The organism is Actinoallomurus iriomotensis, assembly GCF_030269445.1.
GTDB classification, from domain to species: Bacteria; Actinomycetota; Actinomycetes; order Streptosporangiales; family Streptosporangiaceae; genus Actinoallomurus; species Actinoallomurus iriomotensis.
Genome location: NZ_BSTJ01000003.1, coordinates 305,042 through 324,484, shown reverse-complemented (window position 1 = coordinate 324,484; position 19,443 = coordinate 305,042). Strand labels below are relative to the sequence as shown.

The following is a 19,443-nucleotide window of genomic DNA, read 5'->3' as shown; positions in this document are numbered from 1 at the left end:
ACCGCGAGCCTCGGGGTTTCGCGCCCGCTCCGCGGGCCCCGGCCCAGGAGCGGCTCAGAGGCGGCTCAGGGTCAGCTCGGCGTCTGGAGGGGCCGGAGGTCGGCGGTGAGGTCGCGGCCCGTCTGGAGGCCTCTCAGGATCTTACGGACGATGCGGTCGGTACGGACGAGCACCGCGGTCAGGCCCGAGGCCTTGTAGGTCGAGGAGAGCACCCGGCCGGGATCGTCGGCGAGGAGGGCCGTGCCGGGAGCGGCGCCGTCGGCCAGGCGCGCCACGTCGCCGTCGTCCTTGTCCGCGCGGTCGTCGGCGATGAGCCACACCTGGAGCCGCTGGCCTCCGGCTTGCCGGATGATGCCCTGGACAACGGCGTCACATCCGCACTCACGGGGTACGACCAGGACGACTCCGGCAACATTGATGAGCTCGGTCACCGGGACGGATTTATGACGGTAGATCACGTTGCCGGCGGGCAGCCCGCCGCCGACGTCACCGGGGCGCAGGCGTTGCGGCCCGGTCGGCGGCACCTGGATCGTCCGCGGGCCCGGACGGGGGGAGATGACGGTCATGAGCACGCCGCTGATGAGGGCGACGAGCACGGCGCTCGCGATGAAGGGCGCGGCGATGCCGTAACGCGTGAAGGGTCGGCCGATGCGCTGCCAGCGCTCGCGACGGCGCCGCTGGCGCTGCTCGCGCCGGTATGCGATGACGTCACGATCGAGCTCCCGCGCGTCGTCCGGTACGACGACGTCGACCTTGGGCAGCCCGTAGTCGTCATGGTCGCCGTGAAGCCCCACGCCACACCTACCTTCTCGGACCGCCGTGATCGCGCGCGGGAGCCGGGCCCCCCGCGACGCGGGGGCGGGCGACCCGCTGCGGATCCGTCCACCTCCAGTATGAGCCGCTTCCCCCGCTGTGTGCGCGGTGCGGGCCAATCCGATCCACGAGGGTGCCTATTGCACGCGATTCAACCTTTGTCAATACCCTAATAACCGTGCTGACCTGCGCATATGCCGAGAACGGCGGTTCAGAGGGTCCGTGCAGCGTGCTACCCTATCCATAGCGGAAGGGGTACTTGTCACATGACTTTCAAGGTCGGCGACACTGTCGTCTACCCCCATCATGGGGCTGCTCGGATCGAAGCCATCGAGACTCGTGCCATCAAGGGTCAGGACAAGACCTACCTGGTGTTGAAGGTCGACAAGGGCGATCTCACAGTTCGTGTCCCTGCGGAGAACGCCGAGCTCGTCGGCGTTCGTGACGTGGTAGGCCAGGAAGGGCTGGAGAGGGTGTTCGAGGTGCTGCGGGCACCCTACACCGAAGAGCCCACCAACTGGTCGCGACGCTACAAGGCGAACCTCGAGAAGCTCGCGTCCGGCGACGTCAACAAGGTCGCCGAGGTTGTCCGTGATCTTTGGCGGCGCGACAAGGAACGCGGCCTGTCGGCCGGTGAGAAGCGCATGCTGGCCAAGGCGCGGCAGATACTGGTCAGCGAGCTGGCACTGGCCGAGAAGACCAACGAGGACAAGGCCGAGGCGCTGCTCGACGAAGTCCTCGCGGGCTGAAGGCTTGGTCACGCATCTTCCACGGGTGGGCGTCGGTGTCGACGTCCACCCGTTCGGTTCTGGTCGCCCGCTCAGGCTCGCCGGCCTCGACTGGCCCGGTGAGGGCGACGGGCTCGAAGGCCACTCCGACGGAGACGCGGCGGCGCACGCCATCTGCGACGCGCTGCTGACGGCCGCGGGCCTGGGCGACCTGGGCGCCGTCTTCGGCACGAGCGACCGTCGTTGGTCGGGCGCCTCGGGCGTCTCTCTGCTCCAGGAGGTCCACCGCCGCCTGGACGAGGCCGGATACACCATAGGTAACGTCGCGGTCCAGATCATCGGCAACCGCCCCAGGCTGGCACCCCGCCGCCCGGAGGCGGAAAAGGCTCTCAGCGAGGCCCTGGGCGGCGCGGAGGTGGGCATCTCGGCCACCACGACCGACGGCCTGGGCCTGACGGGTCGCGGCGAGGGCATCGCCGCGGTCGCCACCGCTCTCGTCTACCGGTAACGACGCGGCGGGCCGCCGCGCCCGGACCGTACGCCGGTCAGGCGGGCGACGGGTAGACCGTGCCGATGACGTCGCCGAAGCCGATCGGGTCGACGTCCGGCGAAGGCGCCGTGGCGGTGATGCGTACGGTGTCGCCGTCCTCCAGGAAGACGCGTTTCGTGCCGTCGGGCAGTTCGAGCGGCTCGGTGCCGTTCCATGTCAGCTCGATGAGGCTGCCGCGCTGGTCGCGCCGCGGGCCGGAGACCGTGCCCGAGGCCATCAGGTCGCCCGTGCGCAGCGCGGCGCCGTTCGCGGTCGCGTGGGCGAGTTGCTGCGGCGCCGTCCAGTACATCCCGGCGAACGGCGGGCGGCTCACCACCTGCCCGTTCAGCTCGATCCGCAGCGTCAGGTCCAGGCCCCACGGCTCGTCGCAGCGCAGGTACGGCAGCGGCTCCGGGTCCTGCTCCGGCGGGCGTACGCGGGCGGCCCCCAGCGCGTCGACCGGGACCACCCACGGCGAGACGGACGTCGCGAACGACTTGGCCAGGAACGGCCCCAGCGGCTGGTACTCCCACGCCTGGATGTCGCGTGCGCTCCAGTCGTTGACCAGCACGAAGCCGAACACGTGGTCGCGGAACGCGCCCGTCGAAACCGACTGCCCGAGCGCCGACGGCACCCCGATCACGAACCCGACCTCGGCCTCGACGTCGAGCTTCGCCGTCGGCCCGAACACCGGCTCCGGTTCGCCCTTGCGCTGCCCCCGCGGCCGTACGATCGGCGTGCCCGACGGCACCACCGTGCCGGCGCGGCCGTGGTAGCCGACCGGCAGGCGGGTCCAGTTCGGCAGCAGCGGCTCGCCCCCGGGGCGCAGGATCCGCCCGAGGTTCGTCGCGTGCTCGCGCGAGGAGTAGAAGTCGACGTAGTCCGCCACCTCGAACGGCATGTGCAGCTCGACGTCGCTCATCGGATAGAGCGCGGGCTCGACCTCGTCGCGGTAGGACATGTCGGTGAGCAGCGTGATGACGCGGTCCCGCGTCGGCTGCCACACCGCGCGCCCGGCGGCCATGAAGGCGTTCAGCGATCCGGCGGCGAACCACCGCCGGTCGGCGAGCAGCCCGGACGACGCCAGCTCGGCCAGGTCGAGCACCTGCTCACCGATGGCCACACCGACGCGTGGCAGCTCGCCCCGCTGGGAGAACACACCGTACGGAAGGTTGTGCACGCCGAAGCCGCTGCCCTCAGGCACGGGCACCCAGGTTCTCATCTCCTCAGCGTTCCCTCTCAGACCGGCTTTCACCAAGCCGCCCCGGCGCATTCCGGACATGCTCGTGCCCCGGGCGCTGGGCGACGCCCGGAACCCGGCGGGTCAGCCGCGAGGCGGCATGGGACCGCTGCGGAACTTGCTCGACGGCGGGGTGGACTCCATGCCGGCGTCCGGGTCCTCGGCGCGTTCGTCGGGGTAGGCGTCGTCCTCCTCGTCCGAGGACGTTGAAGACGACGCGGTCACGATCGGGATGCCGTCCGGCTGGGTGTCCGGCAGCTTGATCCCGTCCGGCTGGGTGTCGGCGAGAGGCGTACGGGTCTTCGGGCCGCCGACCAGCCGGACGTCGGTCGGCAGCGAGGTACGGGCGACGTAGCGGGGTCTGGGCTCCTCTTCGGCGGGCTGGGCGGGTTTGTCGTTCACGGGTGCCTCCACGTCGGATTCGGGCTCGGCCGCGCCTTCACCGGACGACCCGGCGCGCCCGGCGGACGTCTCCGGACGCGGCGCGGCCCGGCCGGGGGTCGGCGGGAGCAGGGGAGCGGGCTCGTCATCGGGTTCGTCGTCGTGCTCATCGCGGCGCGCCTCCGGCGAGGCGGGCTCACGGCCGTGCTCGGCCTCCCCGCCGCCCCACGACGGCGGAACGGAGCCGTCCGGCTCCGCGCCGGTCGCCTCTCCGCCGGCGGGCTCGTCCGCCTCACGGCCGGCCGGCTCCGCGACCTTCCAGGAGCCGGTGGCCGGGCCGCTCGAGGAGGAGTCCACGCCGTCGTCCGCGTCCGGGGCCGGCTCGGCGGGCTTCCGGGAGCCGGCGGCCGGGTCGCCCGGCGAGGAGCCCCCGTCGTCGTCCGCGTCCGGCCCCGCGGCGCGCCACGACGCCGGGACCGGTTCGCCCGGCTCCGCGTGCGGTGCCGGCTCGGGGTCCTGCCAGGTCCCACCGAGTGCGGGTGCGCCGGACCTCTCCTCCTCAGGCCGGGCCGCAGCGGACCGCTCGCCGGACTCGGCCTCCGGCGAGGAGCCCGACAGTGCGTCCCACGCCGTCGGCTTGCCGGCCGGGGACGCCGCCGGCACCGGTTCGGTGTCCTCCTCCCACGGCTCAGGCTTGAGTCGCGCGGCCTCCCAGGGGTTCTCCTCGGGCGGAGCGGGCTCGCGTACGGGCCCCAGCTCCCGTACCGACGCCGGGCGCGGCAGCGGACGCGTCTCGCCGTCCAGGCCCGGAATGATCGAGCCGTCCACGACGGTCGCGGGCACCGGCTCCGCCTGGGGCGCGGCCGCCGCCGGCTCGACGGGCTCGGCCGGATCGCCGCGCCGCTCACGTCGCGTCCGACGGCTCAGCACCTGCTTGATCATGCCGATCCACAGCCACACCGCGAGGATCAGGATCGCCCAGGGCGCCACGGCGACGCCGACGTCGACCGGGGTGTCCGCCAGGACCGCGTACCCCTTGACGGCACGCTGGACGCCGGCCGCGCCGGCGCCGGCGATCAGGACCACCAGCAGCAGCCAGCGCACCGCGCGGGAGAACCAGCCCGACCGCCGGGCGCTCAGGATCGCCAGGATGATCACGACGACCAGGCCGTCGAGCATCCCGGGGTACAGGAACGCCCAGTGCCGGGCGGCACCGCCGCGGAGCGCGAGCAGCCGCAGGTCGTCATAGGACAGCACGAACGTGCCCGCGGCCAGCGCGGCGACGCCGAGGCCGCCGAGCGTGGTGAGGAGCCGTCGCTGTGCCTTCGAATATTGCGCGGGGGTGATTGTCATTTGGGAGGCAGCCAACCATCAGGGCGTACGGGGTGACACCATCTTGGCCGTAACCAACGGATCTCGGGGTGAGCGCGGGCCGCGTGTCGCCGTCCGAACCCGCATGACGGCCACTCGCCGGTCACGCTCGCCACGCACGGCATACCCCTGTTGCGGCACGGGGAAGCCGACCGGAAGGATGTTGTCGCTTCGGGTGGACGCTAGTTGGTATGCGGCCATTCGTGCTGTTCTGTCGGCCACGGTCCTGATCTGGTGTCCCCCTTGAGAGACGTGACTCCCCCTTCCCCCATCGACGACCTCGCGAAGGACGAACGGCTCGGAGAACTGCACAGCGTGCACGATCCGCGCATCGTCAATCCCCGCTCCCGCAGGTGGCTGGTGTTCCTCGGGCTGCCCGGTCTCGTGCTGCTGCCGTTCGCGGTGCGGTTCCTGATCCACGGGTTCGGCTGGGCGACGGTGCTCAGCGTCCTGCTGACCGTCGGCTATCTCGGCGCCGCCGGCCGCGTACTGGTCCGCGACGTCCTTCCGGGCTACGGCCGGATGCTGTACCTCTACGAGGGCGGCCTGATCCTGGTCGCGGGCCGCGAGGCGAACGCCTTCGCCTGGGACGCCATCCGCGAGCTGCGCGTCTCCGGCGTGCGGATGGGGTCGGCGGACGCGGTCAGCTGGCGCTGCGCGCTGGTGCGCGACGACGGCACCGAGGTGGTCATGGGCCCGGAGTTCCCCGACATCCAAAACGTCGTGGAGACCGTGTCGGCGGCCGTGACCGAGCGCCTGCTGCCCAGGTACATGTCCCGGATCGAGACGGGCGGCGAGGTGCGCTTCGGCCCGTTCACGCTCTCCCGTGAGGGCATCGCCAAGGACGGGGACAAGGTGCCCTGGCACGACGTGGCCGAGGTGGAGATCAGCAACGGCATGGTCCGCGTGGACCGGCGCGACCGGCTGGCCGGCATGACGGCCACGGCCGGGGAGGTCCCGAATGCCGTGGCCTTCAGTGAATTGGCGCGTTACGTACGGCAGGCCCGTACGGAATGAGCATCGCCGGCGGCCGGGATCAGCCAACAAAGTCGATTTCCGTGCCGGACGCCGACCGTCATCGAATAGCCTTTTACGCGTGAGCCTGCGCCTCTACGACACCGGCACCCGTACCATCCGCGACTTCGCCCCGCTGACGGCGGGCCGGGCGGGTGTGTACGTCTGTGGTGCCACGCCGCAGGCCGCGCCGCACATCGGCCATATGCGCTCCGGCGTGACGTACGACCTGCTGTACCGCTGGCTGGTCGCCTCCGGGTACGACGTGACCTTCGTCCGCAACGTCACCGACGTCGACGACAAGATCATCAACGTCGCCGCGCAGACGGACGTGCCGTGGTTCGCCGTCGCCGAGGCCAACCAGCGCGTGTTCAACCGCGGGTACGACGTGCTCGGCTGCCTTCCGCCGACCGTCGAGCCGCGCGCCACCGGGCACGTCCCGGAGATGATCGTGCTGATGCGGCGGCTCATCGAGCAGGGGCACGCCTACAACGTCGGCGACGACGTCTACTTCGACGTGCTGTCCTGGGCCGACCGGTACGGCTCGCTGTCGAACCAGAAGCTCGACAACATGCGGCCCGCCGGCGACTCGGTGGGCGACGACCGCAAGCGCGACCCGCGCGACTTCGCGCTGTGGAAGGGCGCCAAGCCGGGGGAGCCGAGCTGGGAGACGCCCTGGGGTCCGGGCCGTCCCGGCTGGCACCTGGAGTGCTCGGCGATGGCCACCAAGTACCTCGGCCCGGCCTTCGACATCCACGGCGGCGGCGTCGACCTGATCTTCCCGCACCACGAGAACGAGCTGGCCCAGTCCACCGCGGCCGGTGACGCGTTCGCGCAGTACTGGATGCACAACGGGCTGCTCACGGTCGCCGGCGAGAAGATGAGCAAGTCCGTCGGCAACGTCGTGCTGCTGTCCGACCTGCTCGACAAGGCGCGCCCGGCCGAGGTGCGCTACTACCTCGGCTCGGCGCACTACCGCTCGAAGATCGACTACACCGACGAGGCCCTGCACGACGCCGCCGCCGCGTACCGCCGCATCGAGGCGTTCGTCGTACGCGCCGTGGAGATGGCCGGACGCGTCGAGCCCGGCACGGTTCCGCAGGCGTTCGCCGACGCGATGGACGACGACCTCGGCGTGCCGCAGGCGCTCGCCGTCGTCCACGAGTCGGTACGCGAGGGCAACACCGCGATGGCCGCAGGCGACAAGGACGGCCTCGTCCGCGTCCTCGGCGAGCTGCGGGCGATGCTCGGCGTGCTCGGTCTCGACCCGCTGTCGTCGCAGTGGGAGAGTGCCGGCGACGACCTCAGCGACGTCGTCGACGCGCTCGTCTCGGTGGCGCTCGAACAGCGGCAGGCGGCCCGGGCCCGCAAGGACTATGCCGCCGCCGACGCGATCCGCGACCGTCTCACCGCCGCCGGCGTCATCATCGAGGACACCCCGCGCGGTCCGCGATGGGAACTCAAGCGCTCCTGAGACGGTTGGTGGGCAGGAGTCCGGGGACGTAACGTTCGAGAGGCTTCACACCCCACCGCATCCGAGGTGGTCCAGTTGTTCGAGCGGTTCACCGACACCGCCCGCCGCGTCGTGGTCTACGCCAAGGAAGAGGCCCTGCTGCTCGACCACGACTTCATCGGCACCGAGCACATCCTGCTCGGCCTCCTGCGCGATGACACCGAGACGGCCGTACGCGTGCTCACGTCGCTCGGCGCCGGGCTCGCGCCCGCCCAGTACCAGGTGGAGGAGATGCTGGGCCGCGGCGAGCAGCCGCCCGCCGCCGAGATCCCGTTCACCGCGCGGGCGAAGAAGGTGCTCGAACTCTCCCTCCGCGAGGCCCTGCAGCTCGGCCACAACTACATCGGCAGCGAGCACATCCTGCTCGGCCTGCTCCGCGAGGGCGAACGCGAGGGCGACGGCGGCGTGGAGGTGCTCCGCCGGCTCAAGGTCGACACCGAGGAGGTGCGGCACGGCATCCTGGCCGTGCTCCGTGCCGGTCAGCAGACGCGGCCGTCGCCGGGTGTCTTCGGCGGCGGAGGCATGTCCGCGATGGAGAGCCGCCTGACCGCGATCGAGGACCGCCTGGAGCGCATCGAACGCCTTTTGCGGGACGGTTCGGGCCGCGACTCCGCGTAGTCTGGGCCGGGGGCGAGACCGCCCCGCGCACCAGCGGAGGACATGGATGGCCAAGCGTCGTAAGAAGGGGTCGAGCCACACCCCGAAGGCCGAGGACCGGCATTGGTACGGCCAGCGTCAGACGGCGCGCGCCGCCAAGTCGGCCACCCGGACGGGGACGGCCACGACCGGCCCCCGGCGCGAGTCGGCCACGGCCACCGCCGACCGTCCGTCCCGGCGGTCCGCGCCGGACGGCCCCGAGATCGTCACCGGCCGCAACCCGGTCGTCGAGGCCCTGCGGGCCGGCATCCCCGCCAGCACGCTCTACGTCATGACGGGCGCCGCCGACGACCGCATCCGTGAGTCGATCAAGCTGGCGACCGACGCCGGCGTGCCGCTCCTGGAGACCGGCAAGGCCGAGCTCGACCGGCTGACCGACCGCGCCGTCCACCAGGGCATCGCCCTGCAGGTGCCCGAGTACGACTACGCGCACCCCGACGACCTGCTGCACCGCGGCTCGCCCACGCTGATCGTCGCCCTCGACGGCGTCACCGACCCGCGCAACCTCGGCGCCGTCGTACGCTCCGCCGCGGCCTTCGGCGCGCACGGCGTGCTCGTACCGGAGCGGCGCGCGGCCGGAGTCACCGCCGGAGCGTGGAAGACCTCGGCGGGCACGCTCGCCTCGGTGCCGGTCGCCCGCGCGACCAACCTCGTACGGGCGCTGAAGGCGTACCAGAAGGCGGGCGTGTTCGTGGCCGGCCTCGACGCGCGCGGCGCGAACGGGATCGACTCCCTGGACGCCGCGACCGGCCCGCTCGTGCTCGTCGTGGGCTCGGAGGGCAAGGGCCTGTCCCGCCTGGTCGCCGAGACCTGCGACCTGCTCGTCAACATTCCGATGCCGGGCAAGGCCGAGTCGCTGAACGCCGGCGTGGCGGGCGGAATCGCGCTGTACGAGATCGCCCGCCACCGCGCGTCATAGGGCCGGTGCCGGCCGGGCCTGTCTCGCCGCCCCGCTGCCCTGCGGGGACTTCGGGACAGGCCTCAGCTGGTCTGGCCCGAGGCCCGGCGTACGCACAGGGCCCGTGAGCCGCCGAGCGTACGGACGGCGTCGTAGTCGGCGCCCTGTGGGCAGGCCGAGGCGCTGTCCGCCCACCGTACGACCGTGCCCCAGTGCGACTGGGCGCAGGGAACCTCCTTCAGGCTGGAGGAGGCCGCCGGATCGGAGATGCAGTCGCCGGCCCGGAACAGCCCGCCGCCCTGCCCCACGTCACCGGGGTGCGGCGCCTTGATGTTGCGGATGCACGCGACATTGTGCGTGAGGTCCAGGTGGCCGCCGGACTGGTCGACCTTGACCATGGCGTCGGTGTCGTCGGGGCAGTCGGTCGGCTCCAACCCGGTCAGCCCGGCGGACGTCATCTTGGTGATCTTGGCCGCGGCGTCGGACGCGTCGCAGCCGACGCGGTGGAACGCCTTGCCCTCCTGGTCTCCCACCTGCCCGGCGGGCGACACGCACTGTCCCGCCTTCCACTCGCCGGTCGGCGCCGAGGTGTTGGGGAGCAGGTTGGCGACCACGATGAGCAACAGGATCACGACGGGCGCGGCGACGGCCACGATGATCCTGGCCCGCTTGTTCCGGCGCGGGGGCATCCCGTACGGGGGTGCTCCCGGCCCCGCCCAGGGCGCCTGGGGGCCGGGGAAACCTGGCGGTCCCGGCGGACCCTGGTAGGCGCCGGGCGGTCCCGGAGGCGGACCCTGGGGCATCGGTCCTTGAGGCATCGGTCCCTGGGGCATCGGTCCTTGAGGCATCGGTCCCTGGGGCATCGGTCCCTGAGGCGGCGGTCCCTGAGGTGGGGGTCCCTGCCAGGGGCCCTGGGGGCCGGGGGGACCGGGGGGCATGCTCATGCTGGGGGATCTCTTTTCGCGTACTACGTATGAGCCGGCGAGCCGGTGGAATGCCTCCGTCACATTAGTCGAGCGGTGTCACAGTTCTTCTCATCGGTAGTCGGCGACGTCGGCGTCCTTCTTGTCGCCGAAGTAGACCTCGGCGAAGTACCGGCTCGCCTCCGGCTGTGAGCCGTCCAGGTCGGTGAAGCCGTAGTGCTTGGCGAGGACGCCGGAGGAGAGCGCCTGCCCGGACCAGCGGGCCCGGTCGGGGTCGGCGGCCAGGGCGGCGACCGCCCGCCCGATGTAGCGAGGCGTCTCGGAGATCGCGAACCACCGGTCCTTGGCGATGCCGTCCCGCCAGGTCTCCTCGGTGACGCCGAAATGCTCCAGCATCTCCTCCGAGCGCAGGAAGCCGGGCGTCAGCGCGACGGACGTGACCCCGTGCGGGTCGAGCTCGTCCTTGAGCATCTTGCCCAGCCGGGTCAGGGCCACCTTGACCATGTCGAAGAACATCGAGCCCCGGTAGCGCTCGTTGAACATGTCATCGCCGTCGGTGATCTCCACCACCAGGCCGCCCCGCCGCCGTACGAGCAGCGGAAGCAGGGTGTGCAGCGTGATCAGATGCGTCTCGAGCCCGTTGCGCACCGCCTGGAGCCCCTTGTCGAGGTCGTGCTCCCAGAGCGGTTTCCACTCGATCCACTGGTCCCCGCCCCACGTGTCGTCGACGAGAATGTCGAGCCGCCCGTCCTGCTCGTCCTCGATCCGCGCGGCGAGCGCCCGTACGTCCTGCCGATCCATGTGGTCACAGCGCACGGCGACGCCGCGGCCACCGGCCTCGGTGACGAGCTCGGCGGTCTCCTCGATCGTCTCCCGGCGGCCCAGCGGACTCCGTTCCCGCCGCGTACTCCGCCCGGTGACGTACACGGTCGCCCCGGCCGCCCCCAGCTCGATCGCCATCCCGCGCCCGGCGCCTCGCGTGCCACCGGTGACCACCGCGACCTGTCCGTCCAGCGTCATGTCTCGCTCCTCTGCTCGTTCCCGGTGTCGTGTTCTTCTCTGGTGCGCCATCCGGCCACGATCGCGCCGAGGTCGGCCTTCATGCGCTCGGTGAGCCTGCCGCGCGGCCGAGCGGACCAGTGAACGGCCGTGCCGTCCGCCGTCGCGGTGAGGATCCGAGCGGCGACCTCGGCCGGGGGCGCCTCGCCGAGCCGCCCGTCGTCCTTTGCCCGCTGCACCAGGACGGCGATCCGGGCCTCCATGACCGCGTAGAACTCGGCCATCAGCGCCCGAAGCTCCTCGTCGGCGAGATCGAAGGCGAGCTGAGCGAGGTGATGCGCGGCGGTGTGCGGATCGTCCAGCGGCGCGTACGAGGAGACGAGCGCCTCCACGGGCGAACTCTCGTCCGGCGTCCCGGCACGCATCCGCTCGATGGCCGTCCTGGTCATGGCGACGAGCAGCCCGTGCTTGGACCCGAACCGCTGAGCCACCGTCCCCACGGCCACCCGAGCCTCCGCCGCGACGTCGGCGAGCTTGAACGCCGGCCCGAGCCGACTGATGACAAGAGCGGCGGCATCCAGCAACCGCTCATCCGAAATCTCCCTGGGACGTGCCACGGCATTATTGAACCACGATTCATTAATGAGCGGCACCGGGGCGAGCCGACGTGATCGCCGACCAGCCCACCGGCCCCGCCGCACGCGCTATCGTTGTGACGCTGTAAGAAGCAAGCCTCCGTAGCTCAGCTGGCAGAGCGTCCGCCTTGTAAGCGGCAGGTCGCCGGTTCGAATCCGGCCGGAGGCTCAGTGCCGGTCCGGGGGGCGGCCCCCCGGAGCCCCCCGATGTGAGGGGCTGCCGCCCCCCACGCCCCCCACGGGTTGAGGTCGGAGGAGGCGCTTAGCCGATCCCCCTGGCGAAAAGAGGGGGCCCGCGTTTCCTTCTTGGCTTACCGGCGGCCGTAATGCTCAGCGGTTGAAGACCTCGATCTGTTTGAGCTCGAAGTAATACTGGCCGTCGGCAGACGGGGTGACCAGGTAGGGGGATCCGTCGCGTGCGCGGGACCAGCCGTCGGCTAAGCAAGTCGGTGATGTTCGGGTGGCCAGAGCCCACGCTGCTTCAAGAGCCGTTTCGCAGTGTGCCGCGAAGCCTGCGACCAGCGCTGGTCGTGAGCGATCTTGTGCAACTGTTCTGCGAAGCGCTCGACCTCGTCATTGTTCATCCAATCCAGCGCGAGCAAGATCCAGTAGTCCGACCATGCCGTCAGCCCCCTGTGCACGATCGCTCGCAGCGCTTCGGCGAGGTCTGGATCACCGGGATCGAGGACCTTTCTGGCCTCGCTCTCCGCTTCGGGACGTGGCCGTTCTAGGAGTGGGAGTAGCCACATGCGTGATCTTTCCCAGGGGATATCAGTGACCCCGGCGGGCGACTCGACATGCCAGGCTCCGTCGACTACCGCCAACCAGGGGCCTGTGGGCTTGACGGCCAGGATTCGGCGCAGCGAGTGATTCATGACGCTGGCTTGGCCACATATAGGAGCGCCTGGGTGGAGCCGGGCCAGGTGGCGTCGGGTGGGCCGAGATGGACTCGCGCGGTGATAGTCGAGTTCTGATCAGGGCCGCCGGAGAGGAACGCTTTCAGATCGGACACGATGTCGTCGATGTCCTCTGCGAGTTCTGGTGTCTCCCGGCTGACCGCGACATGGATCACCACAGCATCAGGTCGAGGCTCTACCGCTAGCGCGAGCATGTCCGCGCTGATGAGTCCCAGCGCGGCTTGACCGGCCTGGAGAAGGAGGTAGTTCCGCCGAAGCAGTGCTCGCTCCTCCTCTTCGGTGAGGTCTGGGTTGTAGTACTGCTGGGCAGGGTGCGCCATGGGCATATGGTGCATCAGGTCAAGCAACCCGTGCGGCCCCACTTGCCGACAGCCGTGAGACCCGCGCGCCTGTTTCAAGATCCGGAGTATGCGCGGAATGCGTCGGCGGCATTGCGGGAGCTGCTCGGGGCTCCGTGCAGGTCCGCGGGGGAGCGGCGCCAAGATCCATGGCGTCCTGTAAAGCCATCGGCGATAGGGAAGGCTGACGGCAACGGTGACGGCAACGACGCCAACCGGGGACAGCCATCGGCATACGTTCAACACCGTCCACCTCAGCGGACGGTGCGCGAGCTGGGGTGTCCGTATTCCTTGTAAGCGGCAGGTCGCCGGTTCGAATCCGGCCGGAGGCTCTCGTTTTCCCAGGTAGCGGGATTCGAATGCTACTCCTTGAGGCTCGTCCCTGACGGCAACGGCGAGGATGCTACGGCGGACGCTCGGGGTCTTGTTCAGGCACGTGGATTCGGGGCCAGGTGCTGCGGGTATGAGCCAGGGGTTATATTGGCCCAGTGGAGTGGGACGTCATCCTCTTAGAGCCCGTCGAGACGTGGTTCCTGAAGCTTTGCGAGTCCGAGCCGGACTCGGCCGCGCTGATCGAGCAGGCCATCGACCGGTTGGCCGCTGTGGGCCCCGCGCTGGGTCGGCCGCTCGTCGACACGTTGGAGCACAGTGCACTGCGCAACCTGAAGGAGTTGAGGCCCGGCTCTCGCGGTCGTTCGGAGATCCGGATGCTGTTCGTCTTCGACCCAGATCGCGCGGCGATCTTCCTGGTCGCCGGTGACAAGGCGGGGCGATGGTCGCGTTGGTATGAGGAAGCGATCCCACTCGCTGAAGCCCGGTATGCCGACTACCGGGCAGAGAAGGACAAGGAGGGCGGCCGATGAGTACTGGACGCAACTGGCAAGACGTCAAGGCTGAGGCCCACCGCCGGCATCCTGAGTTGGCCGACCCTGAGCGGCAGGCGAAGGCGCGCGCCGAACTCGATGCCTACGTTGCAGGCCATCATCTCAGGGAGCTGCGCAAGGCCGTCGGGAAGACGCAGGCTGAGCTTGCCAAAGTCCTCGGTGTGTCCCAGTCTCGCATCTCGCAGATCGAGAACGGCAAGATCGAAGCGATGGAGCTTGAGACGCTGCGAGCTTATGCGATCGCGCTGGGCGGACATCTGGACATCACCGTCAGTGTCGGACCTCACTCCGTCAAGGTGGCCTGATGATCGGCCGGATCGTTCATATGACGTGGGGCGGCTAGCGGAATCGGACCGGGTCGTTGTCACGTCGCCTGACTGTCGGCGTACTCCTTGGAGTGCAGAGCTGAGTACGGATAAACGTGCAGAGGGTGTTGGCCGGGACTGGTTGGTGCTGGCGCTGTAGGGCCGTTGCGGCCGAGGTCTGTTATCGGGCTTGGCGGCGTGATAGGGAGAGTCGGCGCCGTGGTGCGTCGATGTCAGTGATGACGACCGTGACCTCGTCGCCGATCTGCACTGCTTGGTCTGGCGTCTCGATGGGCGATGCAGCGAGCTCGCTGAGGTGGACCAGGCCTTCGACGCCGTCCGCGACACGGACGAAGACACCGAAGGGCACCAGTTTGATGACCGGACCGTGCAGGATCTGCCCCACATGAACGTCCCGGGCGAACTGCTGGAACGGATCAGGCTGGGTAGCACGCAGCGACAGCCGAGCTTCGCCGTTGTGGGTGTCGAAGGCAAGGAATTCGCAGGTGATGTGCTGTCCCACGGAGACAATCTCAGCCGGGTCCTCGAACCACTGCCAGGACAGCTCGGGCATGGTGATAAAGCCGACGCCGGGGAAGACGGGATGGTTCGGTCCCTCGTCCAGATCGACGAAGACGCCGAAGCGCTCAATGGCCGCCACGGTGCCGGACAACCGCTGTCCCGGAAGGAGCGCTTTGAGGTATGCCCACAACTGCGGGTTCTCGGTCGCTGACCGGGAGAGCCAGACCCGCCGTCCTGGCGGATCGAGGGCGATGACTCCGGCGGAGATCCGGTCGCCGGCCTTGAGGTCCGATCGTCGGAAGGACCGCCAGGAAAGATCGAGCGAGTCGATGATGCCGATCGGATCGTCAGCGAAGTCGTCCAAGAGCACCGTTGTCTGCGATCGCGTGACCCCCGCCAGGGTCCCGGTGAGGATGTCGCCGACGCTCACGGTCGCGAGAAACGCGGCGAGGGACTGATCGTCTTCCGCTGTCCCCATGATTCCAAGACTCCCACGAGCCGCCAAAATCGGACATAGTCGCTCTTGAGATCGGCATACTTCCTTAAAGGGCAGGGCTGGCGTATGGATGCGTGCAGCGAAGGAAGATCGCCAACACTCGGCAGGCTTCAAGATCACCACTCGTCGTAGCAGCAGACATGCCGATCACTCTGCACGTTTACCCGTACCTGGCTCTGCGCTGGAAGCCGTACGCCGACACCTGACGGCAATGGTGACGGCAACGACGGCAACCACCGCCTGCCACGAAACGCACGCCGACTGGCCTCCACCTCGACGGATGGATCGCCATCAGGGTGGGCGCTCCTCCTTCTAAGCCAGGTCGCCGGTTCGAATCCGGCCGGAGGCTCGTGTTGGCCCGGGGGGACGACTCCTAGAACCGAAGTCCGATGTGGGGGGCTGCCGCCCCCCACGCCCCCCACGGGTTGAGGTCGGAAGAGGGCTTGATCGCTCCCAGTTCCACCGCTGGCTGTCCGGCGAGGTCAAAGGCATGCCGTACCCGCATCATTGCCGGGTGCTGGAGAAGATGTGCCTGGGGTGGACCGCCGACCAGCTCTTCGAGCCGGGTGGCACTGGCGCTGAACCGCCCGCGGGCGAGGCCCGTCCGATTGTGCCCGCTGCCATGGGCCTGCCAGAGACGGCGATCGCCTTGTCGCCGATCAGCATCCGCCCGTATGTTGAGGCGGCCGCGTCATCCAAGAGCCGCTGGACAAGATCCGCGTCGGCCGGCTCCGCGACACTCAAGCCCCGCAGCCTGATCGTACGGATGCTGGTCCCCGACACCTCCGAACCGATGGCCGTCCCGTGCAGCAGTGAGGACCTGTCCGATGACCCGGAGTTCCGCCAACGCGCCGGCCGGATCATGCTCCGCCAAGCCCAGCCATCCTGGACTCAGTGGAGGAGCTGTCCGACCTGGGCATGGTCGGAACGCCCGTGCGGAGATCCGGGTTCACGGTGTCCCGCCGTTGTTCAAGCTGTACGTCCTCAACAGCCAGGAAGCCTTCTTCGGCTTCTGCCCGATCCGGCACCATGAGAGACCTGCCCCGCTCTGTGCAGCGAGGGTGTTCCCGGTGTGCCGAAGGTCGTGGAAGTGCAGGCCCTCCAGCCACAGTGCTCCGACGGCGCGTGCAGCTTGCCTGTTCTTGGCGCGGACTCGGTGCCTCGGCGTCAGTGGCAGTAATTGCCGCGCCAGCGTTACGGGCTCGGGGAAGGACCGTGCGCCGCGGCAGCTGATGTTTGCGTCTCCGGATTGGTTCTCAGCTGAGAGAACGCGGCGATAGCTGCAGCGACGCCGAACACTGTCGCCACGCTCAAGATCGTAGCTCGGTCGCCGGCGGTGGCCAGCACCGTACCGCCGAGAAGTGAGCCGAGCACTGCGACGGTGCGGTTCGCCGAGCGCCTCGTCGCGTTCACTCTGCCGAGCAGACCGTCGGGCGTGGCTGCTTGCCAATAGCCCATCTCGTTGGCGTTCTCCACACCTGCTGCGAGCCCGTGCACCGCGAGCGCGACGAAGAGAGCTGCCGTGTGAGCAGAGGTGGTCAGCGTGAGTGCGACGACGAGCCACGCGACGGGATAGGCGGCACGAGCGCAGATGATCGTACGGCCGGCGCCCCAACGGAGTCCGATCTTGGGGGCGAGCGTTGCCCCCACCAAGCCGGCGAGTCCGCTCGTGGTCAACAGAAGGCTGTAGGACAGCGACGAGAAGCCGAGCGTTCGCAATGCGATGACGGCAAGTGCCGTGAAGCTCGCCGAGTTGGCGAGGAACCACACATGCGTCGATACCGCGAGTGGACCGAGCGTGCGATGACGGTAGGTCCAGTTGACGCCTTCACGGACCTCGCCGAGAAGGTCGCGCCGGTCAGCAGTTGAGGATCGTGGCTCCTCGACCCGCAAGCCGGCGTTCAGGGCGGCGTCGACGACGTAGCTGACCGCATCGACAGCGATCGTGACGGGTGCACCGAGCACACCGACCATTCCGCCGCCGAGGACAGGGCCGAGCGTCTGGGCGGCTGTGTCGGTCTGGTCCAGGCGTGCGTTCGCAATGACGAGCTGGGATGTAGGAACGAGCCGTGGAAGCAGAGATTGCGTCGCGGCGAAGCCGAAGACCGAGAAGGCCCCGAAGGCCAGCAGAAGGATGACCAGCATCCATACATGCAACGAACCGAGTGCCCAGAGCACGGGTATCGCTCCGAGAGCAAGCGCTCGGCCGACGCTCGACCAGACGAGGACGGTCCTACGACGCCAGCGATCGACGTAGACGCCTGCAATCAGTCCGAGGAGGGCATAGGGCACGAACTGGGCTGCGTTGACCATTCCGACTTCTACCGGCGTCGAGGCGAGTGTCCGTACGACGAGCACAGGCATCGCAACAGCCGTCACGGCGGTGCCGAAGGAGCTTATGGTCGCTGCGCACCAGTAGCGGGCAAACGGCATCGAGCGAGCCGCCACCGATGAAGTCCCGCCCACCTCAGACTCCCTTCGGCTCGGGACCATCAGACCACGCGCACGAGCGTCATCTTCCCGTGACCCGCCGGCGAAGCCGTCAGCCGCGGCAGCTGGGGCATACCAGCGCCGTCTCGCCTTCGACGCGCCAGCCCGCACGGCGCAGATAGCCGACCGCGTTCCGAAATTTTCCAAACTGGTGATCCGTCGTGGCTCCCAGGAGCCACCCGGGCGAACGATCTTGATTGCGGCCGTACGGATGCGGACGGCCCAGATGACGTCGTCCGAGCGTGCGAACTGATCCGAACGGCTTCGGAGATCGTTTGGGTGCCTACGGATTAGAAGGTCCCACCGGTCCCGTCCGGTTCGGCGGTCCGGGCCGTTAGCCCCGGTGAACAGGGGGCAACAGCGGTCACTCGGTGTCATGCCGAAGCCCAGGTCAGCGCCCATGACGGCGCGGAACCAGACGATTCCCAAGCTGGCAGCGCGGGTTTGCGGCGGGGGTCTGACAGGGTCCGTGTGGGCTACCGCAGTGCGGTGATCGGTGGACGCGTCCTGCGCCAGGGCGCGGTGCTCGTGGCCGGTGAAACGCGGACCGCCATGGTCCGCGCTCAGCGCAACGCGTCGATGAGGTCGTGGCGCAATCGCTCTCGGTCGACATGGAAGCCGGCCAGGATCCGGTTGGCCAATTCATTCTCTTCATGCATGACGCCGAGCAGATTGACCTCGGGGGTTGCCATGGCCCCTTTCCCTCGTGGCCGGTGGCCGAGTAGGCGTACGGCTTCGTCGACGCCGTCCTTCATGGTGGGAGTGAAAAGGAAAAGCTCTCGGGCCCGTTGCACGAAGCCACGCTGGTCGTCCGGGCCGCTGGTCTTTGTCTCCGGGCTGAGCGCGAGGGTCATCTGCCGGGCACGTTCGTAGGTGATGCCGTAGCTTGCCAGCGCCCGTCCGGCGGGAAAACACGCCTCCCACCCTGGGCCGAACTGCTCACGGTCGGCGGCGAGATCCTCATAGGTCGCGATGATGGCGAGCAGCACGTGTTCCGGTCGCAACTCGGCGACCTCAAGGTCGGCGCTGACCTGCAAGAGCTTTTCCAGCATTATTGCCGTCAGTCCGCCACGCCAGGGGGTGGAGTCGTACGTGCCGGGCAAGGAACAGGTGCCCTGTCTCAGCAGGTATCCCAGAACCCACCCGGAGGGGCGGATCTCCGAATCCGTCGCGCTCGTCGGTGCCGGGCCCTGTGGTGCGAACGCCTCGGCGAGCCGATTTCGCAGCCACTCGCGATCCGCCCCGAGCCGCTCCAGGACGTCGGCGGCCGCGCCGTTATCCTGGGACAACCACGCCACCGTCAGGTCGGCGCGGCACGGTGCGTCCCGCCCCGCGGCCTGAGCCGAGAAAAACGCTTCGTCGATGACCGTCTCGATGTTTCGGCTCCATGGCGGCAGCGGCCGACGCGACGGCGACCCGTACGTCCCCAGCAGGCGCGCCAACCGGCCTGGAGGGCGAAAGCCCTTGGCGGCCTCGGCCAGGGTGCGCGCGGCGGCGCTCTCGGCGGTCCCGATACCGCCGTCTTCCCACTGGCCCGCCGCCTCCAGCACATCGCACACCGCACGGTAGGTGACACCCGACTCGGCCAGCACCCGCGAGGAGATCGGGTCGCCGCGGGCGATGAGCGCCAGCAGCAGCTGGTGGGTGCCGACGACGGCGGACCCGCGATACCAGGCGAACGCCAGTGCTCCGCTCAGACATGTGCCCGCGCCCTTCGACAGCCGTGGAGCGGATTGGGGCCGAGTTGCCATCTCGCGTCCTTTCCGGACGTGGTGTAGCGCGCGGACCAG

The 19,443-nt window shown here is 69.4% G+C and carries 19 protein-coding genes and 1 tRNA gene; 9 read left to right on the top strand and 11 right to left on the bottom strand.

Annotated features, from left to right (window positions below; all coding sequences use genetic code 11):
* Nucleotides 1–71: 71 nt before the first annotated feature.
* On the bottom strand, nucleotides 72–794 hold the full coding sequence (locus tag QSK37_RS14590) for a hypothetical protein (protein ID WP_285620669.1): 723 nt from the start codon (nucleotides 792–794) through the stop codon (nucleotides 72–74).
* A gap of 285 nt (nucleotides 795–1,079) precedes the next feature.
* Here QSK37_RS14590 and QSK37_RS14585 point away from each other — a divergent pair, with 285 nt between their 5' ends.
* Both QSK37_RS14585 and ispF read left to right on the top strand, forming a co-directional pair.
* Nucleotides 1,080–1,562 (top strand): CarD family transcriptional regulator, encoded by a 483-nt coding sequence (locus QSK37_RS14585; RefSeq protein ID WP_285568317.1) that lies wholly within the window; start codon nucleotides 1,080–1,082, stop codon nucleotides 1,560–1,562.
* Nucleotides 1,563–1,587: 25 nt separating this feature from the next.
* Nucleotides 1,588–2,049 (top strand): 2-C-methyl-D-erythritol 2,4-cyclodiphosphate synthase, encoded by a 462-nt coding sequence (ispF, locus tag QSK37_RS14580; RefSeq protein WP_285568319.1) that lies wholly within the window; start codon nucleotides 1,588–1,590, stop codon nucleotides 2,047–2,049.
* A 37-nt stretch (nucleotides 2,050–2,086) separates the two neighbouring features.
* On the opposite strand, the gene fahA is transcribed toward ispF, so the two are convergent.
* Nucleotides 2,087–3,292, bottom strand: coding sequence for a fumarylacetoacetase (gene fahA / locus QSK37_RS14575; protein ID WP_285620666.1), 1,206 nt, complete (start codon nucleotides 3,290–3,292; stop codon nucleotides 2,087–2,089).
* A 102-nt stretch (nucleotides 3,293–3,394) separates the two neighbouring features.
* A complete protein-coding gene (locus tag QSK37_RS14570) occupies nucleotides 3,395–5,044 on the bottom strand; it encodes a DUF2637 domain-containing protein (RefSeq protein ID WP_285620661.1) in 1,650 nt (549 codons plus the stop codon).
* Between the two features lie 270 nt (nucleotides 5,045–5,314).
* Between QSK37_RS14570 and QSK37_RS14565 the strand changes: the two genes are divergently transcribed.
* The 4 genes from QSK37_RS14565 to rlmB all read left to right on the top strand — a co-directional run bounded on the left by QSK37_RS14565 (nucleotide 5,315) and on the right by rlmB (nucleotide 9,165).
* A complete protein-coding gene (locus tag QSK37_RS14565; RefSeq protein WP_285620659.1) occupies nucleotides 5,315–6,079 on the top strand; it encodes a DUF6585 family protein in 765 nt (254 codons plus the stop codon).
* Between the two features lie 79 nt (nucleotides 6,080–6,158).
* Nucleotides 6,159–7,550 (top strand): cysteine--tRNA ligase, encoded by a 1,392-nt coding sequence (gene cysS, locus QSK37_RS14560; protein ID WP_285568325.1) that lies wholly within the window; start codon nucleotides 6,159–6,161, stop codon nucleotides 7,548–7,550.
* A 75-nt stretch (nucleotides 7,551–7,625) separates the two neighbouring features.
* Nucleotides 7,626–8,207 (top strand): Clp protease N-terminal domain-containing protein, encoded by a 582-nt coding sequence (locus QSK37_RS14555; RefSeq protein WP_285620656.1) that lies wholly within the window; start codon nucleotides 7,626–7,628, stop codon nucleotides 8,205–8,207.
* 46 nt (nucleotides 8,208–8,253) lie between these two features.
* The gene (rlmB, locus tag QSK37_RS14550) at nucleotides 8,254–9,165 is read left to right on the top strand and encodes a 23S rRNA (guanosine(2251)-2'-O)-methyltransferase RlmB (protein ID WP_285620652.1); all 912 of its coding nucleotides are present in this window, start codon (nucleotides 8,254–8,256) and stop codon (nucleotides 9,163–9,165) included.
* Nucleotides 9,166–9,227: 62 nt separating this feature from the next.
* Here rlmB and QSK37_RS14545 read toward each other — a convergent pair whose 3' ends face one another.
* From QSK37_RS14545 to QSK37_RS14535, 3 genes are all read right to left on the bottom strand, one after another.
* On the bottom strand, nucleotides 9,228–9,947 hold the full coding sequence (locus tag QSK37_RS14545) for a hypothetical protein (protein WP_285620649.1): 720 nt from the start codon (nucleotides 9,945–9,947) through the stop codon (nucleotides 9,228–9,230).
* 231 nt (nucleotides 9,948–10,178) lie between these two features.
* Complete coding sequence (locus tag QSK37_RS14540; RefSeq protein ID WP_285620644.1) at nucleotides 10,179–11,087, bottom strand: SDR family oxidoreductase; 909 nt, start codon at nucleotides 11,085–11,087, stop codon at nucleotides 10,179–10,181.
* Nucleotides 11,084–11,683, bottom strand: coding sequence for a TetR/AcrR family transcriptional regulator (locus tag QSK37_RS14535; protein WP_285620642.1), 600 nt, complete (start codon nucleotides 11,681–11,683; stop codon nucleotides 11,084–11,086). The genes QSK37_RS14540 and QSK37_RS14535 overlap by 4 nt, the downstream gene beginning before the upstream one ends.
* Nucleotides 11,684–11,797: 114 nt before the next feature.
* On the opposite strand from QSK37_RS14535, the gene QSK37_RS14530 reads away from it, so the two are divergent.
* Nucleotides 11,798–11,870 (top strand) — tRNA-Thr (locus QSK37_RS14530).
* A 268-nt stretch (nucleotides 11,871–12,138) separates the two neighbouring features.
* On the opposite strand, the gene QSK37_RS14525 is transcribed toward QSK37_RS14530, so the two are convergent.
* Nucleotides 12,139–12,576 carry a hypothetical protein gene (locus QSK37_RS14525; protein ID WP_285620640.1) on the bottom strand — a complete coding sequence of 146 codons (438 nt, stop codon included), beginning with the start codon at nucleotides 12,574–12,576 and terminating at the stop codon, nucleotides 12,139–12,141.
* Complete coding sequence (locus tag QSK37_RS14520) at nucleotides 12,573–12,938, bottom strand: hypothetical protein (protein WP_285620638.1); 366 nt, start codon at nucleotides 12,936–12,938, stop codon at nucleotides 12,573–12,575. The genes QSK37_RS14525 and QSK37_RS14520 overlap by 4 nt, the downstream gene beginning before the upstream one ends.
* A gap of 506 nt (nucleotides 12,939–13,444) precedes the next feature.
* On the opposite strand from QSK37_RS14520, the gene QSK37_RS14515 reads away from it, so the two are divergent.
* Nucleotides 13,445–13,819, top strand: a complete 375-nt coding sequence (locus QSK37_RS14515) for a type II toxin-antitoxin system RelE/ParE family toxin (RefSeq protein ID WP_285620636.1) — start codon at nucleotides 13,445–13,447, stop codon at nucleotides 13,817–13,819.
* A complete protein-coding gene (locus QSK37_RS14510; protein ID WP_285620634.1) occupies nucleotides 13,816–14,145 on the top strand; it encodes a helix-turn-helix domain-containing protein in 330 nt (109 codons plus the stop codon). Before QSK37_RS14515 ends, QSK37_RS14510 begins: the two co-directional genes overlap by 4 nt.
* A 181-nt stretch (nucleotides 14,146–14,326) precedes the next feature.
* On the opposite strand, the gene QSK37_RS14505 is transcribed toward QSK37_RS14510, so the two are convergent.
* From QSK37_RS14505 to QSK37_RS14495, 3 genes are all read right to left on the bottom strand, one after another.
* Nucleotides 14,327–15,145 carry a S1 RNA-binding domain-containing protein gene (locus QSK37_RS14505; protein WP_285620632.1) on the bottom strand — a complete coding sequence of 273 codons (819 nt, stop codon included), beginning with the start codon at nucleotides 15,143–15,145 and terminating at the stop codon, nucleotides 14,327–14,329.
* A gap of 1,212 nt (nucleotides 15,146–16,357) precedes the next feature.
* On the bottom strand, nucleotides 16,358–17,629 hold the full coding sequence (locus QSK37_RS14500; protein WP_285620630.1) for an MFS transporter: 1,272 nt from the start codon (nucleotides 17,627–17,629) through the stop codon (nucleotides 16,358–16,360).
* 587 nt (nucleotides 17,630–18,216) lie between these two features.
* Entirely contained in the window at nucleotides 18,217–19,404 is a 1,188-nt protein-coding gene (locus QSK37_RS14495) for a Clp protease N-terminal domain-containing protein (protein WP_285620627.1), read from the bottom strand.
* Nucleotides 19,405–19,443 lie beyond the last annotated feature (39 nt).